Origin of the sequence: Candidimonas nitroreducens (genome assembly GCF_002209565.1) — a bacterium.
GTDB lineage: Bacteria > Pseudomonadota > Gammaproteobacteria > Burkholderiales > Burkholderiaceae_B > Candidimonas > Candidimonas nitroreducens.
In genome coordinates this window covers 142937-163575 of sequence record NZ_NJIH01000003.1, presented here as the reverse complement: position 1 = coordinate 163575, position 20639 = coordinate 142937, and the positions used below count along the sequence as shown (strand labels likewise).

Below are 20639 nucleotides of genomic sequence, written 5' to 3'. Positions count from 1 at the left end.
AGGGGCGTGCCAGTCTGGCAAGAGCAGCTGAAATTTTATAAAATTCAAATATTATCGAAAATTTAATAGAATAGAGCTGGCGCCCCGCGCGCGAGGTGTAGCGAGGTGTAGTGCCTTGCAGCGTGGTGGGCGTGGACGAATGCCCTTGCCGCGGCGCGCCGCGGCCGCCATGGTCGGCGGCCGGCCGGCAAGGCGCGCGGCACACCCGGCAAATCAACGCATACATCCAAGCAGGACGACCAAGGAGGTTCACAAATGAAATACATCAGGCAACTCGGGCTAGGCCTGGCCATCTCGGCCGTCACCGCTCTTGGCCACGCACAAGAGCCGCTCAAGATCGGCTTCATCGGCACGCTTTCGACACCTGCGGGCTACATGGGCGAAGACCAGCGCGATGCTTTCAATCTGGTCATCAAGGACGGGGGCGGCAAGCTGGGCGGCGTGCCGGTGCAGCTGGACGTGGAAGACGACGGCCTGAAGCCGGGCCACGGCAAGCAGATCGCCGAGAAAATGCTGCACGACGGCGTGCAGCTGTTCACCGGCATCAACTTTTCCAATGTGCTGGAAGCCGTGGTGCCCACCGTGCTGCGCGCCAAGGCCTTTTACGTCAGCCTGAACGCCGGCCCCTCCAACTTCGCCGGCAAGGCCTGCAACCAGAACTTCTTCAGCGTGGCCATGCAGAACGATTCGTTCAGCGACACCGCGGGCATGGCCGCCAACGAACTGGGCGTCAAGAAGGTCGTCATCATGGCGCCCAACTACCAGGCCGGGCGCGATGCGCTTACGGGTTTCAAGCGCACCTACAAGGGCAAGATAGCGGCCGAGATCTACACCAAGCTCGACCAGACCGACTTCTCGGTGGAGCTGGCGCGCATACGTTCCCTGGCGCCGGACGGCATCTTCGAATTCATGCCTGGCGGCGCCGGCATCAATTTCGCCAAGCAGTTCGCCAATTCGGGCCTGAACAAGTCCATCAAGATGGTCACGCCGATCTATTCCATGGACGACCGCATGCTGGCGGCGGCCGGCAAGGCCGGCGCAGGCTACTACCTCAGCGCGCCCTGGAGCGCCGACTTCGACAATGCGGCCAACAAGAAGTTCGTCGCCGAGTTCCAGAAAGAATACAAGCGCATGCCCACGGTCTATGCGGCCCAGGCCTACGACACCGCGGTGCTGATCGGCACCGCGCTGAAGGCGGTGAACGGCGACATCAAGGGCAAGCCCGAAGCCTTCCGCGCGGCGCTGCGCAAGGCGGACTTCCAGAGCGTGCGCGGCTCGTTCAAGTTCGGCTCGAACCAGTATCCGATACTGAGCTGGTACCTGCTGCGCGTCGAGCCCGACAGCAGCGGCAAGCTGATCTATAAAAACATCGGCACCATCGTCAAGGATCACGGCGACAGCTACGCCGCGCTGTGCAAGATGTAATCGGCGTAACGGTGCGGCGCCGTCCCGCGCGTTCTTGCGCAACGGCGCCGGCGCAAGCCGCAATGACAGGCATGCGATGCCCGCGCAATTCGGCGGCCGTGCCGGCGAAGCGAGCCGCGAGCCCGGCTTTGCGCTGCGGTTCCCAGAGTTAGGATGCATTCCATGTACATGCTGATCGAGCAGTTCATGAACGGCCTGCAGTACGGGGCGCTGCTGTTCCTGCTGTCGGCCGGACTGACGCTGATTTTCGGCATCATGAACGTCGTCAACCTGGCGCACGGTTCCTTCTATATGGTGGGCGCCTTCTGCGCCGCTTCGGCGCTGGCCACCAGCGGTTCGTTCTTCGTGGCCGTGCTCGCGGCCGTCGTCGGCGCCGGCCTCTACGGGCTGGTGGTCGAGCGGCTGGTCATCAGCCGCTTGTACCAGCGCGACCACCTCGACCAGGTGCTGGCCACGCTGGGTTTGATCTTTTTCACCAATGCCCTGGTGACGCTGCTGTTCGGCCGCAGCCCGCCGACGGTCACCACGCCGGCCTTCCTGGCCGGCTCGGTGCCCATACTGCCGGGCCTGCAGTACCCGGTCATGCGCCTGGCCTTCATCGCCGTGGGCGCCTTGGTGGCCGTGGGCCTGTGGCTGCTGATCTCGCGCACCCGGGTCGGCATGCTGGTGCGTGCCGGCGCCGATGACAGCGACATGGTCGACGCCTTGGGGGTCAACATCCGGCGCCTGTTCATGCTGGTGTTCGGGCTGGGGGCGCTGCTGTGCGGCTTCGCCGGCGTCATGGCGGCGCCCTTGCTGGCGGTGGAAATCGGCATGGGGGAAAAAGTGCTGATCACCACTTTCGTGGTGATCGTCGTGGGCGGCATAGGCTCGGTGCGCGGCGCGCTGGTGGGTTCGCTGCTGGTGGGCATGACCGATGCGCTGGGGCGCGCCTACATCCCGATCTGGATGTCGCAGCTGCTGCCGCCGGAATATGCCGACTCGATCAGTTCCAGCCTGGTTTCGGCCAGCATCTACATCCTCATGGCCATCGTGTTGCTGCTCAAGCCGCGCGGCCTGATACCGGCACAGCGATGAAACCCATGACTCGAAAATCCCTGGTGGTGGCGCTGATGTTCGCCGTGCTGCTGTGCATGCCGCCGATCGCCTACGGCGTGGGCAACAGCTTCCTGATCAATCTGGTGACGCAGTTCGTCATATACGCCATCGCGGCGGTCAGCCTCGACCTGGTGCTGGGCTACGGCGCCATGGTCAGCTTCGGCCATGCCGCCTTTTTCGGGCTGGGCGGCTACGTGGTGGCGATCGTGGCTTTCCATATGGATCAGGGCCAGACCCTGCTCGGCTGGGGCGGCTCGGAATCGGCCCTGGTGATCTGGCCGCTGGCCATGGCGGTGGCGGCGCTGGTGGGCCTGGTGATGGGCTTTTTGTCGCTGCGCACCAGCGGTATCCAGTTCATCATGATCACGCTGGCCTTCGCGCAGATGCTGTACTTCGTGCTGATAGGCCTGGTGGTCTACGGCGGCGACGACGGCCTGTCGGTGACGGCGCGCAACGTGCTTCCCGGGCTGGACTTGGGCGACTCCACCGTTTTCTATTATGTCTGCCTGGCGCTGATGGCGGCCTGGGTGTGGCTGTGCCGGCGCATCGTGGGCTCGCCCTTCGGCATGACGCTGCGCGGCTTCAAGCAGAACGAGCGGCGCAGCATCAACCTGGGCTACGCACCGCTGCGCTACCGCCTGTCGGCCTTCGTGATCTCGGCGGCGGGCACCGGGCTGGCCGGCGCGCTGTGGGCCAACTATGCGCTGTATGCCAGCCCCGACATGGCGGGCTGGACCAAGTCGGGCGAGTTCATGGCCATGATCGTGCTGGGCGGCATGGGCACGATATTCGGCCCGATACTCGGCGCGGCCGCATACCTGGGACTGGAACAAGTGCTGACCGCATGGACGGAAAACTGGCTGCTGTTCCTGGGGCCCATATTGATACTGGTGGTGCTGTTCAGCAAGCGCGGCATATTCGGCTGGCTGGCAGGGAGCGAAAGCCATGACTGACTCTACGCGGGCGGCCAAGGCCGCGCAGCCGGCCCCCAAGCTCGAGATCCGCGACCTGTGCAAGTCGTTCGGCGCGCTAAAAGCTACGCAGGGCGCCAGCCTGAGCATCCTGCCGGGCGAGCTGCACGCGCTGATCGGGCCCAACGGCGCGGGCAAGACCACATTGATTTCGCAGCTCAGCGGCGAAATTCTGCCCGACTCGGGGCAGGTGCTGCTCGATGGCCATGACATCACGCGCCTGCCCGCTTTCAAGCGCGCCGCCGCGGGGCTGGCGCGCTCTTTCCAGATCAGCCAGCTATACCCCGAATTCACGGTCGAAGACAACGTCGCCATGGCGGTGCAGGCGCACGCGCCGCAGCGCTACAACCTTTGGCGCAGTGCCCGCCGCGACCCGCAGCTGCGCGAGCCCGCGCGTGCGGCGCTGGCCCGTGTCGGCCTGCAGGATCGCGCCGCGGTGCGGGTCTCGGATCTGGCTCACGGCGAGAAGCGCCAGCTGGAACTGGCGATCGCGCTGTCGCTGAACGCCTCGGTGCTGCTGCTGGACGAGCCCATGGCCGGCCTGGGGGCGGAAGAGTCCTTGCGCATGAAGGACATACTCATGGATCTGAAGGGGCGCTATGCCATGCTGCTGGTCGAGCACGACATGGACATCGTGTTCGCCCTGGCCGACCGCGTAACGGTGCTGGTCTACGGCAAACCCATTTTCACCGGCACGCCGGCGCAGGTGCGCGAACACGAAGAGGTGCGCGACGCCTATCTGGGGAGAGAGTGATGCTGCAAGCGGAACGCCTGGAATCGGGCTACGGCAACAGCAAGGTGCTGTTCGGCCTGGATCTGGAAATCGGCGCGCACAGCGTGGTGTCGCTGCTGGGCCGCAACGGCATGGGCAAGACCACCACGGTCAAGACGCTGATGGGCATGCTGCCGGTGCAGGGCGGCTCGCTGCGCTTCGACGGCCAGGAGATCGGCGGCCTGCGTCCGCATCGCATCGCGCGCCTGGGTCTGGGCCTGGTGCCCGAAGGGCGGCGCATTTTCGGCTCGCTGTCGGTGCTGGAAAACCTGGTGGCTACCTCGCGCAACGAGCGCAAGGGGCTGTGGAACCTGGAGCGCGTGTTCGGGCTGTTTCCGCGCCTGCGCGAGCGGCGCGCGCAATCGGCGCGCACGCTGTCGGGGGGCGAACAGCAGATGCTGGCCATAGGGCGGGCGCTGTTGACCAATCCGCGCCTGCTGATCCTGGACGAGGCCACCGAGGGCCTGGCGCCGGTGATTCGCCACGAGATCTGGGCCTGCCTGAATCAGCTCAAGGACGAGGGCCAGACCATCTTGCTGATCGACAAGAATTTGAAAGAGATGCAGCACCTGGTCGACCGGCATTACATGATCGAGAAGGGCCGGGTGATGTGGCACGGCAGCTCGCAGGAACTGCTGGCGCAGCCCGAGCTGGTCGACCGCTATCTGGGAGTGTAGGGCGCCATTGCGGGCTTCGGCGTGCCGCGTCGGCCGCATGCCCGGCCGATCCGGCAGCGGATTCGAAAGGGCGCCACTGTATTCAAAAACCGGAAGTAAGGCTCGCGCCCTGTGCCGTTCCGCCAAGGGGGGGATTCCACCACGCCGGGCGGCCTGGCGGACACGCCCCGCAATCCTTCGATAAGCAGGCTCTGCGCCGGTTCCGGCCGATCGCTGCCTGCTTCACGCGGGGCCGATATCAAGGCTGCCGCCAGCTCATGACGCAGCCGCGTAAGCGAGCCGCCCGCCTCGGAATCTAAGTTCTATTTTTCCAATACCCCTGCCGCCATTTCAATAGGCTGCATCCCGACTCGTTCCTATACTTTCTCGAACGCCGCACCCGGCGAACGTTTACAAGGGAATGTCGATTCATGAGTGCAACCTCCATTAACGAGCTGCTTCGGGTTGGGCCCGGAACGCCCATGGGTAATTTCATGCGCCGCTATTGGCTGCCGGCCGCATTGTCCGGCGAAGTGCAGGCCGATGGCGCTCCCGTCAGGCTCATGATTCTGGGAGAAAAGCTCATCGCTTTTCGCGACAGCGCAGGCCGCGTCGGGATTCTCGACCACCGCTGCCCGCATCGGTGTGCCTCGCTCTTCATGGGGCGCAACGAGGAAAACGGCATTCGCTGCGTCTACCACGGGTGGAAGTTCGACGTCGATGGCAATTGCCTGGACATGCCCAATGTGCCCGAGCGCCAGGATTTCAAGGCCAAAGTGCACGCAAAGGCCTATAGGGCGGCTGAACGCAATGGCCTGATCTGGGTGTACATGGGCGAAGACCAGGATAGCCCGCCGGAATTGCCGCACATAGAAGCCAATCTGATTGCAAACAGCAAAGTTTGGTGTTTGCAGCGCCAATGCAATTGGCTGCAGGCCCTGGAGGGCGACATCGACACCAGCCACGTGGGCTTTCTTCATGTCGGCGCATTGACGCCGGAAGATCTGCCCGAGGATTCTCCTCTGCGTCCGACCGTCCATAACCGTTCGCCGGAATACAAGGTGCGCACCTCGGATTGGGGCGCCATGTATGGCGCCTACCGTGAATCCGAAGATGGGCGCATGTCCTGGCGCGTCGCGCATTTCCTGTTCCCGTTCTGGACCATGACGCCGAACATTCTGTTCGCCTCGCGTGCCATCGCCCGGGCCTGGGTGCCCATGGACGACACCCACGTCATGCTTTTCGACATCACCGGCGGCGTCGATGAGGGCAATCCATTCTTCACGACCAAGCTGAAGAATGGAGAGCCCATGTACCAGAAGATCCGGCGCAAGCCCAATGGCACGGGCTGGTTCGATCGTTGGCTGCCGATCGATGGCGAGCCCAATGACTGGGGAATGGATCGCCAGGCGCAACGCGACATGATCCACTACACGGGCATCGACAACCCGTCGATGCAGGATCAGTCGATCACCGAAAGCATGGGGCCGATTACCGACCATTCTTTCGAACACCTGGCGCCCACGGATCAGATGATTGCAATCGTGCGCCGGCAGCTGGCGCAGGCGCTGGATAAATTCAGGGGGAGCCAGGCCGCAGTGCCGTGTGCGCCCGGCACCTATTTCGGCGCCCGCTCCGGCTCGTTCTGGGTGGACGATCCGCAAACACCTCTGGCCGACGCCTACCAGGCGGAATTGCAAAGAGCCACGCGCTGGCAGCCGGATACCCGGCCTCGAATCTAAATACCGGGTCGTCTATGGCCTGCCCTGCCGGTTGGAGGGCACATGGCCAGAGATCATTTTCTAGTCTTCAATTCTGAGCAGGAATAACACAATGTCTGCACCTCTCGGCAGTTCTCTATCCGGCAGGGTCGCTTTGGTTACCGGTGCCGCCCGTGGCATCGGCGAGGCTATTGCGCATGAGCTGCATCAAAATGGCGCCAAGGTCGCCGTCACTGATGTCGACGGGCACGGAGCCCAAGCCGTCGCCGCAAGCCTGGATGCGAGCGGCGATTCGGCCATGGGCTTTGCGCTCGATGTGCGCAAAAAAGAAGATTTTGAATCGGCCTTGGAGCGCGTTATTCGCCTATGGCCTACGCTGGACATAGTCGTGAACAATGCCGGGTACGCCAAGCGAACCCCGACCGATCAAATCACTCCGGACGAGTTCGACGAGATCATCGCCATCAATCTGCGCAGCGTCTTCTTCAGCTGCCAGGTTTTCTCCGCCCACATGAAAGCAAAAGGGTACGGGCGCATCATCAATATCACTTCCCTGGCCTCCCACAACGGCGGCACGGTTGCGTCGCCGCACTACTCGGCGGCCAAGGGTGGAGCCACTACCCTCACGCGCTATTTCGCCCGCCAGCTGGCCGGTACCGGGGTCACGGTCAATGCCGTCTCGCCGGGCCCGGTCGCCAGCGCCAAAGAGCGGCTGAAAAACATGCTTGAAGACATCAAGCGCCAGGTTCCCGTCGGCCGGATCGCGGACACCTCTGAAATTGCGGCGGCCGTATCGTTGCTCGCTTCCGACCGCGCTGGCTATATCGTCGGGGCCACGATCGACGTGAACGGCGGCCTGTACATGCGATAGCGCCGAGGCTGCCCGACGATTTCCGTACCGAAGTACCCCGGCTCGCGCCGCGCCCCGCGATTGGGCCCATGCCGTGTCCGCGCCGCCCGGATATGCAAGCTGCTACCGGGCGGAAGGCCGCCGGCATTCCATGGGCGCATCATGGCCATTGACTAAAATAGGTCAATGGATCTACCATTGAATCCCTCATTATATCAATACACCGGAGATAAGAATGCTCTATACACGTTGCGCGACCCTGGCCGCGAGCCTGCTTGCTTGCCTGAGTGCGCTGGCTGCATCCTGTGCCTCGGCGCAAGACACTTTTCCGTCCAAGCCTATACGCATAGTGGTGCCTTATGCGGCCGGCGGCAGCACGGATCAACTGGCGCGGGCGATCCAGCAGCCCATGGAGAAGTTTCTCAAGCAGCCGGTCATCGTAGAAAACAAGGTAGGGGCCGGCGGTGCCATCGGAACGGAATCCGTGGTCAGATCCGCGCCCGATGGATACACCCTGGTCTTCGGCAATTCCGGGCCCAATGCCATCCTGCCCTTGTTGCGCAAGACGCCCTATGATCCCGTGAAGGATTTGCGGCCCATTTCGGTCGTGGCCGTTACACCCCTGATTTTGGCCGTCACCGCAAACAACCCCGCCAAGAGTTTGAAGGACTTCCTGGCTCTGGCCAAGAAATCGGGATCGTCCTGGAATTTCGGGTCGGTCGGCAACGGTTCACTGTCTCATCTCACGGGTGAGTATTTCAACAGCATGGCCGGCCTCGATCTGCTGCATATCCCTTTCAACGGCGGGGCGCCCTTGATGATTGCGCTTGCGAGCGGCCAGCTGCAGGCGGCCTTCATAACCGGCCTGGACGGAATGGCGATGGCTCAGGCGGGCAAGGTGCGCTATCTGGCCGTGACGTCGCCCGCGCGCACAAAAATATTCCCCAAGCTGCCCGCCATTGCCGAGCAGGTTCCGGGCTTTCACAGCGTGGCGTGGTTTGGCGTGCTGGCGCCCAGAGGCGTTCCGGACGCGGTTGCCGAAAAGCTGCATGAGGCCGTGGTGTATGCGGTGGGGCGCCCGGAGGTCGAGAAGATGTTCACTGCGCGGCAGGTCGAGGCCCACAGCAGTTCGCCGCAGGAGCTCGCACAGATGATCCGCGACGACATGAAGCAGTGGGGCGCAGTGGCCAAACATTCCAATATTCATCTCGACTGATGCGCCAGGAAACTGGTACACGCCGGGGGCCCCTGTCGGGCTTGCGCGTGATTGAGTTTGCGGGGCTGGGGCCGGCACCGTTCGCCTGCATGTTGCTGGCCGACATGGGGGCGGATGTCGTGTCGGTGGATCGGCCGGGCACGCACATCGGCGATCCGTTGCGGATCGTCAATCGTGGGCGCGAGGTGATTCACGCCGATCTGAAGTCCGCGGCGGATCGTGAAAATATCTTGACGCTGATAGCCCGGGCCGACGTCCTGGTGGAGGGGTTTCGCCCAGGCGTCATGGAGCGGCTGGGGCTGGGCCCCGACGTGGTGATGCCTCTCAATCCGGCGCTCGTATATGGGCGCATGACGGGTTGGGGGCAAGAAGGGGTATTGGCCAGTACGGCCGGGCACGACATCAATTATCTTGCCCTGACGGGTGCTCTGGCGGCCATCGGGACGCCAGAGCGGCCTGTCGTGCCGCTGAACCTGCTGGGCGATTATGCCGGCGGAAGCCTGCACCTGGCGCTTGGCATCCTGGCGGCGGTTTACGAAGCACGCGCTTCGGGGGTGGGCCAAGTCGTGGACGCGGCAATCGCTGACGGCGTGATTCAATTGATGGCGCTGTTCATCGGCGAGCAGCAGCGCGGGCGGTTTTCCGAGCATCGAGAGAGCAACATGCTCGACGGCGGGGCGCCCTGGTACGGCGTCTATCCCACCTCCGACGGCCGTCATGTGGCCGTCGGCGCTATCGAGCCGAAATTTTATGCGCTTTTCGTCGAGCGGCTCGGCCTGGATCAAGTGTGGCAGGACGCACAACACGACGTGGCGCGCTGGCCGCAATTGCGTGCCGCGATCGGTGCCGCAATCGGTTCGCGAACCAGGGCCGAATGCGAGGCGCTGTTTGCGGGGTCGGATGCCTGCGTTACCCCTGTGCTTACCCTGAGCGAAGCGATGCAGCACCCGCACAACGTTTTCCGAGGCAGCTTCGTGAGTCTGGACGGAGCGGTGCAGCCCGCCCCGGCGCCCCGCTTTTCGCATGCGCCGGTGCCGTCGGCCTCGCCGCCCTCGATCGGGCCCGTTGCTCCAGAAAGCGTATTGCGGCGCTGGCAAAGCCGCGAAGCATGCCGGGCCGACAATGTCAGGAGAGAACCGAATCCATGAGCGAGCGTACTTTGCGTGGGCGGGTGGCCGTCGTCGGAATTGGCGAGACCACTTATTACAAACACGGCCAATCTCCCGATCCGGAGTTCAAGCTCGCTTTGCGAGCCATTCTCGCGGCGTGCGACGATGCCGGCATCAGTGCAAAGCAGATCGACGGCTTTGCTTCATATGGCGATGAGCGTAGCGATGCGGTGCGGCTGGCGAGCGCGCTTGGGCTGGCGCGCTTGAGAACTTCCGTCATGCAGTGGGGCGGCGGCGGCGGAGGCTGTTGTGCCGCGGTGGCCAATGGCGCGGCCGCCATTGCGACAGGCCAGGCGGATTGCGTCGTGGTGTTCCGATCGCTCGCACAAGGGCAGTATGGCCGCTACGGCCAGAATGCGGACTCCGGAACGATCTCGGGTGAAAAGTCTTACCTGGTGCCCTACGGCGTGATCTCCCCGCCGCAGCGCTTTGCCATGCGCGTAATGCGCTACATGCATGAGCACGGTATCCGCCAGGAAGCCCTGCGTGCGATCGCGCTGGCTTCTTATCATCACGCGCAGAGCAATCCGCGCGCCGTGATGTACGGCAAGCCGCTAAGCGAGCAGCGCTACGACGAATCGCGCTGGATCGTCGAGCCATTCCATCTTTTTGACTGCTGCATGGAAAACGACGGCGCCGCGGCATTGATTCTGATGGATGCCGAGCAGGCCGAAGACCTGAAGCAAAGGCCGGTGTATCTCTTGGGCGCCGCCTCTGGCGCCAGCGCCCGGTTTGGCGCCCATGCCCATAACTCTCCGGTATATGCCTCGGCCGATTTCACGACTGTCGCGGAAGATCTTTATCGCATGGCCAAGCTCTCGCCATCGGACGTAGGCTCCGTCCAAAGCTACGAGAACTTCACGGGTGGAGTGGTCATGGCCCTGGCCGAACATGGCTTTTTCCCGCCGGGCGAGGCAAATGAATTCCTTACATTGGAGAACCTTCGCGCGTCGACGGGGCGCTTGCCCTTGAACACGAGCGGAGGGAATCTCGCGGAGTGCTATATGCACGGCTTCGAATTGGTGCTGGAAGCCGTCCGGCAAGTGCGTGGAACCTCGTTGAACCAGGCCGCGAGCGGCGATGTGGCCCTGGTGACAGGCGGGCCCATGGTCGCCCCGGCCAGCGACTTGCTGCTGGGCTCGCAGGCCGTTCTTTGAGCTGGAGGAATTATCGTGACCTATTATCTGCCGCAAGGGCTTCCCGCTCCCGTCGCCGAAGCTGATGGCGTGTCGGCCCAGTTCTGGGGCGGCCTGCGCGAAGAAAAGCTGCGTGTGCAGCGTTGCTCCCGTTGCGGAACCTGGCAATTCGGGCCCGAGTGCATTTGCCACAACTGCCACGAGTTCGACCCGCCCTGGGTCGAAGTGCCCGCCAAAGGCGTGATCTACAGCTGGGAGCGCATATGGCATCCCGTTCATCCCGCATTGAAGGCAAGCTGCCCCTACGTAGCCGTATTGGTCGAATTGCCCCACGCGGGCAGCATCCGGCTCGTAGGGAACCTATTGGGCGACCCGATGCAAGCCGTTGCCATCGGTGCCCATGTGTCGGGCCGCTACGAACATCACCACGATGCCCAGGTGCCCTACACGCTGCTGCAGTGGCAGCTCGATTGACCTCTGGCTGTGTCTGATCCGCGGGGCGGATCCCCAGTAAATGCGCTCGATTGGCGGCACCCATCTGGACAGCCTGCGATCGTCTGTGCTAAATTAGTTCAATGTTTGAACCATTGAAAGGCTAACGGAAATGCTGAAACACGAAGACAATGAACTGCTCGTGCGTGTCGGCCCCAAGACCGCCATGGGCGAATTGATGCGGCTGTACTGGCTCCCCTTCCTGCTTTCCAAGGATGTCCCGGCCAACGGACAGCCTTATCGCGTACGCCTGCTGGGCGAGGATCTGGTGGCGTTCCGGGACAGCGAAGGCCGTGTCGGCCTGGTGGATCAGGCCTGTCCTCACCGCGGCGCGCCACTGGTCTTTGCGCGTAACGAAGAAGGCGGCCTGCGCTGCATCTACCACGGCTGGAAGTTCTCGGTGGACGGCCGATGCCACGATATGCCGGCCGAGCCCGAAAATACGCCCATGCTCAACCGCGTATGCGTGAAGGCTTATTCCGTGCGCGAGCGCAATGGCGTTCTGTGGGCATACATGGGCCCGGACGAGACGCCCCCCGAATTGCCGGCAATGGAATGGAACATGGTGCCGCCTGAAAACGTCCACGTGTCCATGCGTATCCAGGAGTGCAACTGGCTGCAGGCGCTGGAAGGCGAGATCGATTCCGCGCACGCGGCCATGCTGCATGGGCGGGTGGATTCCGGCGGCAGTATCGACCAGTGGAAGCAGGCGGCCGATCTGGCGCCCAAGTTCGAGGTGGTGCAACACGACGCCGGCTTGCACATTGCGGCGCGCCGCAAGCTCGACGAGGACAAGAGCTACGTGCGCGTCAATCAGTTCCTCATGCCGTTCTGGACGCTGGTTCCGCCGTTTTCCCAATACCCCGAGTTGAGCGGCCATGCCTGGGTTCCGATCGACGATGAGCACACGCTGTGCATCATGTTTTCTTATCACCCGGCACAGCCGCTGTACGAAAAGACGCGCAGCTTGTTCGAGGCCGGCCACGGCGGCAGGGAAACGGGGCACGCCTCCCTTAACTCGTTCGAGCCGAAGCCCATCACTCATCCGTATTACAACTACTGGAGCAAGTACAACCGCGAGAACGCCTACGGCTACTCGCCGGACTTGGCCAGAAAATACAACGCGGGCATGCCGGGCCTGTGGCTGCAGGACGCCGCCTGCCAGTCGGGGGTCTCGCCCATCTATGATCGCAGCAAAGAAAATCTGGGTGTGAGCGACAGCGGCGTGGCTCGAACCCGGCGCATGCTGTTGGCAGCGGTCAAGCAGCTCGCCGCAGAAGGTGCGCGCCCGCCGTCCGCCGGCCTGCAACAAAAATACTTGGTTCGCGCCATTTCGATCACGATTCCCAAAGATGGCGACTGGGCGGCCGAGGGCGGCGAGTTCATGCGCGCCGAGCCCGGCAAGGATTTCGGCTACGCGCCATGAAGGAGGCAGAACGAACATGAGCGCTATCGACAACACTACGCTGTCTCAACGGGCACAAGAGTTTCCCGCCTACAGGCCGAGGCCTTCCGCCGCGCCGGTCGCGCTGGAGGGAATCCGCGTCGTTGATTTCACCCACTTCATCGCGGGCCCTCTTGCCACGATGTTTCTGGCCGACATGGGTGCCGATGTCGTCAAGATCGAGGCTCCCGAGCGCGGCGACGAGCTGCGCTATTACCCGCCCGCCGTGCCCGGCCTCGAGGCACAAGGAGGCCCGTTCCTCTGGAGCAATCGGAACAAGCGCAGCGTGGCCCTCGACCTGAAGTCGCCCGCCGGCATAGAGGTCGCCCTTGGCCTGATCGCCGATGCCGACGTGGTGGTCGAAAATTTCTCGACAGGGGTCATGAAGCGGCTGGGGCTCGGCTACGAAACCTGCCGCGCGCTCAATCCGAAGCTGATCTACTGCTCGGTCTCGGCCTATGGGCGCGAAGGCCCATTCTCGGATCGCCTGGGCTTCGACCCGGTGGTTCAGGCCGAAAGCGGCTTCGTCTCGATGAACGGCTATGCCGACCGGATGGGGGTGCGCGCCTCGGCGGCGGTGATGGACATCAGCACTGCGATGATGGTGTCCAACGCCATCCTGGGCGCGCTTTTTTCGCGTGAACGCCAGGGAGAAGGGCAGTTCGTCGAGGTGGCGTTATTCGACACCGGCCTGCTGATGACAGGCTGGGCCACCATGCAGCATCTGGTCTCGGGCAAAGAGCCGCAGCGCCATGGCAATACCAGTTCCGACACTTGTCCTTCCGGCGTGTTCGAGGCGTCGGACACTTCTTTCTATATCAACTGCGGAAACGACAAGATCTTCCAGCGGCTGGTCGGACAAGTGCTCGAGCGCGAAGATCTCGCCAATGATGACAGCCTCAAGGGGCGCAATGACCGGATCGCGCGGCGCGAATTTCTATTCGAGGAGCTGGGCAAGGAGTTCCGCCGGCAGCCGTGGCTGCACTGGCAGGCGCGCATGAGGCAGGCGCAGATTCCTTGCGGCGAGGTGCGAACCGTGGGCCAGGCCATGCGTTCCGCCGAAGCTCAGGCGCGCAACCTGGTCACCCACATTCCGCACCCCGATCTGGGGCAAATCCCCAATATTGCCTCGCCCATCCGCTATGCGCGCACTCCGGTGGTGGATCCCAGCCCGGCGCCGGCAATCGGCCAGCACACGAGCGAAGTTCTGCAAGACGTGCTTGGCTGGGCGCCAGAGAAAATTGCCGAGATGGCCCGCTCGGGCGCCTTCGGCATGCGCATACCCGCTACGACTGGCGAAAGCGAGTCGCCGATTCAATGATGGCGATGCGGCTGCCTGTTCGATCTGTGCCTGTCGGCGCCGGATGCTCAGTCGGCCGCCTGGCCGGCTGCCGAGCGGGCGCTCCATTGGGCCATGTACTTTGTTTGGAGGCGCACCAGGGCCTTGCTCATTTCGGCGGCGGCCGCCGCCGCGTCCCGGGCGCGCAGGTGCTTGATGAAGCGCCTGCGCGATGGCAGGATGAAAGTGTTGTCGCTGGGGCCGATCTGCGCAATGAACTGGGCAAAGACCTCGACGATGCCTTCCATTGTTATCACCAGTATGGGATTGCGCGTTGCGCGGGCCAGGATGATGTGGAATTCCCGGTTGTGCTTGGCGCGCTCGTCGAAGTTGGCCGCTTTCGACGCCGCATCGACATTGGCCTCGAGGGCGGCGAAGTCTTCTTCTGTGGCCCTGTCGCTGGCGACGCGCACCACCACCTCGCTGAGCCACACACGCGCCTCGGTCAGTTCTGCGGGCGTGATGGCGCCGAGGTGGTACAGATCGCGCATGCCGTTGACGATTGCCCCAGAGCTGCCCGGGCGGACGAAGGCGCCGCCCGTAGCGCCCTTGCGCATTTCTATGATGCCGCCGTGCTCGAGCGCACGCAGGGCTTCGCGCAAGGTATTGCGGCTTACGCGCAGCCGTGCGGACAGGTCGCGTTCGGACGGCAGGCGGTCTCCGGGCTTGAGCGCGCCCGCCGCGATCATGTCCCTGACCTGCGAGGCGATCTCGTCAACGGCTCGTGCCGGTGCGATTGCGGAAAATTCCATGGCTAGAGCAAAAGCTATATTGGTTCGATCATTCTACCAGAAACCCATGCCCGGAAGGCAGGCTCACACCCAGGGCGCCTCGATCATCGGCTTGCGGCTGGCGGTCTCGCCGACGCCCATCAGGGCAAAGCTCAAAAGATCGAGGAAGTGCCGCTGCGCATTGGTCGGGTGCCAGCTTTGGCGCATGGTGACCCCGATCGTGGGCGTGCTGCCCTTCAGGGGTTCTCCGATGCGGGCAAGCAGACCGTTGCGGATCTGCAAGGCCACCTGGTCGGGCATTGCCAGGGTCAGCATGTCGCTGCTGGTGAGCAGCCTGCCGATGATCATGATCGAGCCGCACTCGACGGGCGTTTCCGGCCGCTTTCCGGGAAACAGCCGTTCCCATTCCGCGCGCAGCGGCGAGGTCTCGGGAGCGATGATCCATGGATAAGAGGCAAGCGTTCTATGAGGCGGATTTCCCTTGCCGGCAAGCGCGTGCTGATGTCCGGCAACGATTATCGGCGCCTCGGTGTATAGCGATGAGCATTCAAGATCGGGAACCCCGGCCGCGGGCAGTTCGCCAACAATGAAGTCGATCACGCCGTCGCGCAGGGACTCGACCAGGTCGCCCCAGTCCCCTTCCAGCACGCGAAAGCTGGCGGGATACTTCTCGGCCATCATCAGCGATATGGCCTCTGGCACGAGGAACGCCCGCGCCAGCGGCGTGGTGCCGATCGAGATCACCGGGTTTTGTGGATCCAGGCCCAGCTCGGACAAGGCCGCTTGCAGCTCTTTGGCTGCCAGCCGGCAGCTGCGCGCAAAGCGGCGCCCCAGAAAAGTCATGTGCACGCCTCGGCCTCGGCGCTCTACGAGCTTGCGGCCCAGCGCGTCCTCGAGTTCGTGCACCGCGCGGTGCACGGCCGTCTGCGACAGGCCCAGATCGGTGCCGGTCGCCGCAAAGCTCCCGGCCTTCGACAGCCCAAGGAAAGCGCGCAGCTGTGTCATCGTCAGCCGGCGATCGGGTTCGAAATTGGCGCCCGCGATCAATCGGCTGCCGGCGGCCAGGTGGCGCATGCTCGCGGCGGCTCGTTCGAGCACGAGGCGCCCCGCCGCAGTGGCCTCGATGCCGTCGGGGCGGCGCTCGAACAGCACCTCTCCGAGCTGGCTTTCCAGTTTGAGGATCCCTTGGGTCAGCGCAGGCTGGCTCAGGCCGATCGCCATTGCGGCGGCGCTGATGCTGCCGTACTCGTGAACCGCGATCAGCCCGCGAATATGTCGCAAATTCAGTTGAAAGACGCTGGTCATTTCATTTTGCATTTAGGCGGTCTCGCGGTGTGGCGTGATCCACGCATCAAGCCTAACGATAGCAGGGAAAACGAAATATGTGCCAAGTACCCGGTTGAATCTTCCGATTATTGAATGGCCGCGAGCCGTTTTGAGTCTCGTTCGGTTGGCGGTAGCGATTTAGGAGTAATGCAATGCAAGTGAGAATTCGATCCATATGCTGGGAAGCCGACCACATCCTGGGGTTTCGCCTGGAGCCGTTGCGTCAAGAGTCTTTGCCGGCATTCACCGCGGGCGCTCATATCGAGGTCGACCTGAAGCCCGGCTTGAAACGCAATTACTCGCTGCTCAACTCTCCCGCACAAGGCGATGTATACGAAATCGGAGTGCAGCTCGACCCCGAGAGCAGGGGAGGATCGCAGCACATCCACGAGTATTGGAGGCCTGGGCAGGTCATTGAAATTTCGGAACCCAGAAACCTGTTTCCGCTCAAGGAAGACGCCGGCCATACCATATTGATTGCCGGCGGCATCGGCATCACGCCCATGCTGTCGATGCTGTGCAGGCTGCAGAGCCTGGGACGCTCGTGGGAGCTGCACTACGCTGTGCGCAGCCGCAACCGCGCCGCGTTCCTGGAGCGGCTGGATGGTCTGCCGAACGTGCATCTCACGATCGATGACGAGCCATCCACCCCACGCCTCGATCTAAAAAGCCTTATCGCCGACGCGCCGCCTGACGCGCACGTCTATTGCTGCGGCCCCTCGGGGCTGCTCGCGGCGTTTCGCGAGCAAGGCGGGCACTTGGGCGAGCGCATGCACTTCGAGTACTTCGCCTCGGATGCCAAGGCGGCGTGTGACGGCGGGTATCAACTGCGGCTTCAACGCAGCGGGAAAGTCATCCAGGTCGCGGCGGGCGAGACCATGCTGGACGCGCTGTTGGGCGCCGGAGTCGATGTAGGGTTCGCCTGCATGGAAGGTATCTGCGGCAGTTGCCGCACACCCGTGCTCGCAGGGGTGCCCGACCACCGGGATCAGTTCCTGACTCAAGAGGAGAGGGATGCCAACGATTCCGTCATGGTGTGCTGCTCGGGCGCGCGAACCGCAACGCTTACGCTGGATATATAGGGCCTGTTAGTGTGAACAGGCCCTGGCCCGCTGAAACAGTGCCCCACGCAGCAGGCATGCCGTGCCGGCTGCCCTGCGGGTGCGATGCCGCAGCCGGGCGATTGTGCCGCCTTACCGCTGCGGCGCGTTTGCCCCGCCCAGCGACTGCTCGATCAGTTGCGCCGTGCGGCTGTAGTGCTGCGCCAGCAGCCCGCAGGCCTGCCCGGCGTCGCGCTGCAAGGTGGCGGCGACGATTTCGTGGTGTTCGCGCGAGACGTCGCGCGGGGTCGCCGATTTGGGCAGGTTGAGCAGCATCGGCCTGCGGTAGCGCTCGGTCTGCACGTACAGCGTCATCGAAAAATCCAGCAGCCAGCGCGAGTCGCAGGCGTCGATGAGGGCGCGATGCAGGGCCAGGTGGCGCTGTTCGACCAGGTCGTGGTGGGCCTGCAGTTCGTCGGGTGCCGCGGTTTTCCCGGTGGCGCGATCCAGGGCGTGCAGGGCGGCCACGATGCGCGATTCCCAGTCGTCCGAACCCGCGGCGATGGAGCGGCGCAGGGCTTCGCAGTCGATGAGGATGCGGGCGTTGATGGCGTCCCACATCTCCTTGGTCGACAGCGGCGACACGCGGAAGCCCTTGAGCGCGAAGGCGTCCACCAGGCGCTCGCTTTGCAGGCGGTTGAGGGCCTCGCGCAGGGGCGAGAAGCTCAGGTGGTACTTTTGTTTCAGGAATTCCAGACGCAGAGGCTGGCCGGGTGCGAGCACCCCGTCCATGATGTCCCGCTTGAGGTTCAGGTAGGCCTGCTCGGCCAGCGTGGTGGATTTCTCGTCGGGGGCTGCGTTCGGCGTGGCGGACATGTTCATGATGTACCCCTTTGCCGCTGTCCGGCCTGCTTCCGCTGGGAAGGTGTGCGCCGTTGGCGCGGCCGCGTGGGTATGGGCATGGTCTGGATACGTGGTCAGGGGCGCGGCCGCGGGGGCCGGGCGTGTTGTTGATGTAGCGGGCGAGCCAGTTTAACGCTCACTGGCCCGCATCGCGGGCGGTGCGATCTCCGTCCGCGTCTGCCTCGGGGCCGCCGGCCGCGGCCTGCGCATCGGGATCGAGGAATTGCGCCGGCTGGCGGCTGCGGCGGTCGACCCGCAGGTCGAAGATGTCGAAGCGGTTGTAGTGGCCGGTGATGTCGTGCATCTGGCGCGGCTGTATGCAGCGCGACAGGTCGGCTTCGGCGTAGACAATGCCTTCGTCGTCGATCAGCGGCTGGCCGACGCTGCGGCCGTCGGGGCCGATCACCCCCGAAAAGGCGCTGTTGCGGCGCCTGAGCATCGCCTCCGATTGGGGATGCGTGGCGGCGAAGGCCTGGATGATTTCTTCGGATATGGTGGAGCAGGACACCACGGTAAAGACCTTGCCCTCGAAGGAGTGCGCCATGGCGCGCACCTTGATGGCCTCGGCCATGTCGTAGTCGGGCGGCGCCACCGGCAGCGAGATGTAGCTGGCCACGTGCAGCAGTTCGCCTTGCGCCAGCAGGCTGAAGCGCGCCAGCGTATTGGTGTTCTCGCCGCAGGCCAGGCCGCCGAGCTTGCCGATGGCCGTGTCGTAGACGCGCAGCGAGGCGCCGTCGCCATTGGCCCAGGTGAGCTTTTCGGCCCAGGTGGGGATCAGCTTGCGGTGGCGGCCCAGCACGCGGCCGTCGGGGCCGATGAACACCAGGGTGTTGTACAAGGTGCCTATGCCGGTGGCGCTGCGCTCGTTCACGCCGATGACCACGTGCGTGCCATGGGCGCGGGCGGCCTGGGCGATGCGCTGGATTTCGGGCCCGGGGATTTCGATGGCGCAGCGGCACAGCTTCTCGAACCAGGGGCTGCCTTCCACCGGGTTCATGATCCAGTTCCAGTAGGGGTAGCCCGGCACGAAGACTTCGGGAAAGGCGACCAGGGATGCGCCCTCGGCGGCGGCCTGGGCGATGAGTGCGCAGGCCTTGTCTACGGTGGCCTCGGTGTCGAGGAAGACCGGAGCCGCCTGTACGGCGGCTACCTTGACGACGGGAAGATCGAGCATGGGGTGTTCCTTGTCTGTGGTCTGGGTTGTGAGGTTGCGGTCGGTGCCCTGCGGGTTTGCGATCAAGACGGCAGCTGCGTCGAGAGAACAAGGCGCGAAGCCGGAGAACAACACGAGTAGCACGCAAGGCGAAGCAAGGGCTTATCTTTTTTGATCGCGAATCCGTGTCAGACTGCGACGACCGGGTGCCGCAGCGTGCCTATGCCCTCGACGCAGGCCTCGACCACGTCGCCGGGCCAGAGCCATTCCTGCGGGTTGCGGCCGGCGCCCACGCCCGAGGGCGTGCCGGTGGCGATGATGTCGCCCGGATCCAGCGCGATGCCGGCGCTGATGTCGGTGATCAGATGCGCCACGTTGAACAGCATGTAGCGGGTGTTCGATTGCTGCTTGATCTCGCCGTTGACCTTGAGCCAGAGATCCAGAGTCTGGGGGTCGGGGATCTCGTCGGCGGTGACGATGCAGGGCCCGAAGGGCGCGTAGGTGTCCAGGCCCTTGGAGTAGATCCATTGGCCGGCGCGGCGGCAGTCGCGCGCGCTCATGTCCAGCATCAGGCTGTAGCCGAACACGTGCGACAAGGCGTCTTTTTCTTCGATGCGCTTGGCGCGCGTGCCGATGATGGCGGCCAGTTCCACTTCCCAGTCCAGCTGCTGGGTGATCTTGGCGTCGTGCTCGATGGCGTCGTCCGGCCCGATGACGCAGGTGGGCGGCTTGGAGAAAATGATGGGCTGCTTGGGCAGGTCGGCCGAGGTGTCCAGCGAGCGGCTGGATTCTTCCACGTGCTCGACGTAGTTCAGCCCGATGCCGAAGATGTTCTTGCGCGGCCGTGGAATGGGCGCCAGCAGCCGCACATTGGCCAGCGGCACCGCCACGCCTATGGGCCAGCGGCCGCGATGTTCCTGCAGCAGCGCCGTGACGGTCTGCACTGCGCCCGGCCCCAGGTCGATGAAGGACAGCATGTCGCCGGGCAGCGCCATTTGCGCCGCGGCGCCCAGGCGCTGCAGGTCGACGACCAGGCCGTCGACGATGGCGCCCAGGCGGGCGCGGTCTTGTACGTGGGAGCGGTAGGTGACTAGGCGCATGAATGGTTTCCTGTTGTTGAGTGCGCCTTGCGCGCTGCGCGGCAAGGCCGGACTGGTGAAAGATCGTGGGGCACGGGGACGGTGGCGGGCGTATTGC

19 protein-coding genes are annotated in these 20639 nt (G+C 63.9%); 14 read left to right on the top strand and 5 right to left on the bottom strand.

Going from position 1 to position 20639, the window contains the following annotated elements; genetic code table 11:
• The first annotated feature begins 255 nt into the window (after positions 1-255).
• The 13 genes from CEY11_RS04465 (at position 256) to CEY11_RS04405 (ending at position 14271) form a co-directional block, all read left to right on the top strand.
• Positions 256-1425: an ABC transporter substrate-binding protein gene (locus CEY11_RS04465; RefSeq protein WP_088602167.1), complete on the top strand. Its 1170-nt coding sequence runs from the start codon at positions 256-258 to the stop codon at positions 1423-1425.
• 162 nt (positions 1426-1587) lie between these two features.
• Complete coding sequence (locus CEY11_RS04460) at positions 1588-2502, top strand: branched-chain amino acid ABC transporter permease (protein ID WP_088602166.1); 915 nt, start codon at positions 1588-1590, stop codon at positions 2500-2502.
• A gap of 5 nt (positions 2503-2507) precedes the next feature.
• Entirely contained in the window at positions 2508-3476 is a 969-nt protein-coding gene (locus tag CEY11_RS04455; RefSeq protein WP_088602723.1) for a branched-chain amino acid ABC transporter permease, read from the top strand.
• On the top strand, positions 3469-4248 hold the full coding sequence (locus CEY11_RS04450; protein WP_088602165.1) for an ABC transporter ATP-binding protein: 780 nt from the start codon (positions 3469-3471) through the stop codon (positions 4246-4248). Before CEY11_RS04455 ends, CEY11_RS04450 begins: the two co-directional genes overlap by 8 nt.
• Positions 4248-4943 carry an ABC transporter ATP-binding protein gene (locus CEY11_RS04445; protein ID WP_088602164.1) on the top strand — a complete coding sequence of 232 codons (696 nt, stop codon included), beginning with the start codon at positions 4248-4250 and terminating at the stop codon, positions 4941-4943. Before CEY11_RS04450 ends, CEY11_RS04445 begins: the two co-directional genes overlap by 1 nt.
• 410 nt (positions 4944-5353) lie before the next feature.
• The gene (locus CEY11_RS04440) at positions 5354-6664 is read left to right on the top strand and encodes a Rieske 2Fe-2S domain-containing protein (RefSeq protein WP_088602163.1); all 1311 of its coding nucleotides are present in this window, start codon (positions 5354-5356) and stop codon (positions 6662-6664) included.
• 91 nt (positions 6665-6755) lie between these two features.
• Positions 6756-7514, top strand: a complete 759-nt coding sequence (locus CEY11_RS04435) for an SDR family NAD(P)-dependent oxidoreductase (protein WP_088602162.1) — start codon at positions 6756-6758, stop codon at positions 7512-7514.
• Positions 7515-7728: 214 nt separating this feature from the next.
• Positions 7729-8709 carry a Bug family tripartite tricarboxylate transporter substrate binding protein gene (locus CEY11_RS04430; RefSeq protein WP_088602161.1) on the top strand — a complete coding sequence of 327 codons (981 nt, stop codon included), beginning with the start codon at positions 7729-7731 and terminating at the stop codon, positions 8707-8709.
• Positions 8709-9857: a CaiB/BaiF CoA transferase family protein gene (locus CEY11_RS04425; RefSeq protein ID WP_088602160.1), complete on the top strand. Its 1149-nt coding sequence runs from the start codon at positions 8709-8711 to the stop codon at positions 9855-9857. The genes CEY11_RS04430 and CEY11_RS04425 overlap by 1 nt, the downstream gene beginning before the upstream one ends.
• Positions 9854-11035 (top strand): thiolase C-terminal domain-containing protein, encoded by a 1182-nt coding sequence (locus CEY11_RS04420; RefSeq protein ID WP_088602159.1) that lies wholly within the window; start codon positions 9854-9856, stop codon positions 11033-11035. Before CEY11_RS04425 ends, CEY11_RS04420 begins: the two co-directional genes overlap by 4 nt.
• Positions 11036-11050: 15 nt before the next feature.
• Positions 11051-11488 carry a Zn-ribbon domain-containing OB-fold protein gene (locus CEY11_RS04415; protein WP_233154718.1) on the top strand — a complete coding sequence of 146 codons (438 nt, stop codon included), beginning with the start codon at positions 11051-11053 and terminating at the stop codon, positions 11486-11488.
• Positions 11489-11618: 130 nt separating this feature from the next.
• Complete coding sequence (locus CEY11_RS04410) at positions 11619-12932, top strand: Rieske 2Fe-2S domain-containing protein (protein ID WP_088602157.1); 1314 nt, start codon at positions 11619-11621, stop codon at positions 12930-12932.
• 16 nt (positions 12933-12948) lie between these two features.
• Positions 12949-14271, top strand: coding sequence for a CaiB/BaiF CoA transferase family protein (locus tag CEY11_RS04405; RefSeq protein WP_088602156.1), 1323 nt, complete (start codon positions 12949-12951; stop codon positions 14269-14271).
• Between the two features lie 47 nt (positions 14272-14318).
• Here the strand turns inward: CEY11_RS04405 and CEY11_RS04400 are convergent, their stop codons facing one another.
• Both CEY11_RS04400 and CEY11_RS04395 read right to left on the bottom strand, forming a co-directional pair.
• Positions 14319-15041, bottom strand: coding sequence for a FadR/GntR family transcriptional regulator (locus CEY11_RS04400; protein ID WP_088602155.1), 723 nt, complete (start codon positions 15039-15041; stop codon positions 14319-14321).
• A gap of 63 nt (positions 15042-15104) precedes the next feature.
• Complete coding sequence (locus CEY11_RS04395; RefSeq protein WP_158215180.1) at positions 15105-16325, bottom strand: LysR family transcriptional regulator; 1221 nt, start codon at positions 16323-16325, stop codon at positions 15105-15107.
• Positions 16326-16498: 173 nt separating this feature from the next.
• Between CEY11_RS04395 and CEY11_RS04390 the strand changes: the two genes are divergently transcribed.
• Complete coding sequence (locus CEY11_RS04390; RefSeq protein ID WP_088602153.1) at positions 16499-17428, top strand: PDR/VanB family oxidoreductase; 930 nt, start codon at positions 16499-16501, stop codon at positions 17426-17428.
• Positions 17429-17539: 111 nt separating this feature from the next.
• Here CEY11_RS04390 and CEY11_RS04385 read toward each other — a convergent pair whose 3' ends face one another.
• From CEY11_RS04385 to CEY11_RS04375, 3 genes are all read right to left on the bottom strand, one after another.
• The gene (locus tag CEY11_RS04385; RefSeq protein WP_233154717.1) at positions 17540-18268 is read right to left on the bottom strand and encodes a GntR family transcriptional regulator; all 729 of its coding nucleotides are present in this window, start codon (positions 18266-18268) and stop codon (positions 17540-17542) included.
• A 157-nt stretch (positions 18269-18425) separates the two neighbouring features.
• Positions 18426-19463 carry a carbon-nitrogen hydrolase family protein gene (locus tag CEY11_RS04380; RefSeq protein WP_088602152.1) on the bottom strand — a complete coding sequence of 346 codons (1038 nt, stop codon included), beginning with the start codon at positions 19461-19463 and terminating at the stop codon, positions 18426-18428.
• A gap of 167 nt (positions 19464-19630) precedes the next feature.
• Positions 19631-20542, bottom strand: a complete 912-nt coding sequence (locus CEY11_RS04375; RefSeq protein WP_088602151.1) for a fumarylacetoacetate hydrolase family protein — start codon at positions 20540-20542, stop codon at positions 19631-19633.
• Positions 20543-20639: the final 97 nt, after the last annotated feature.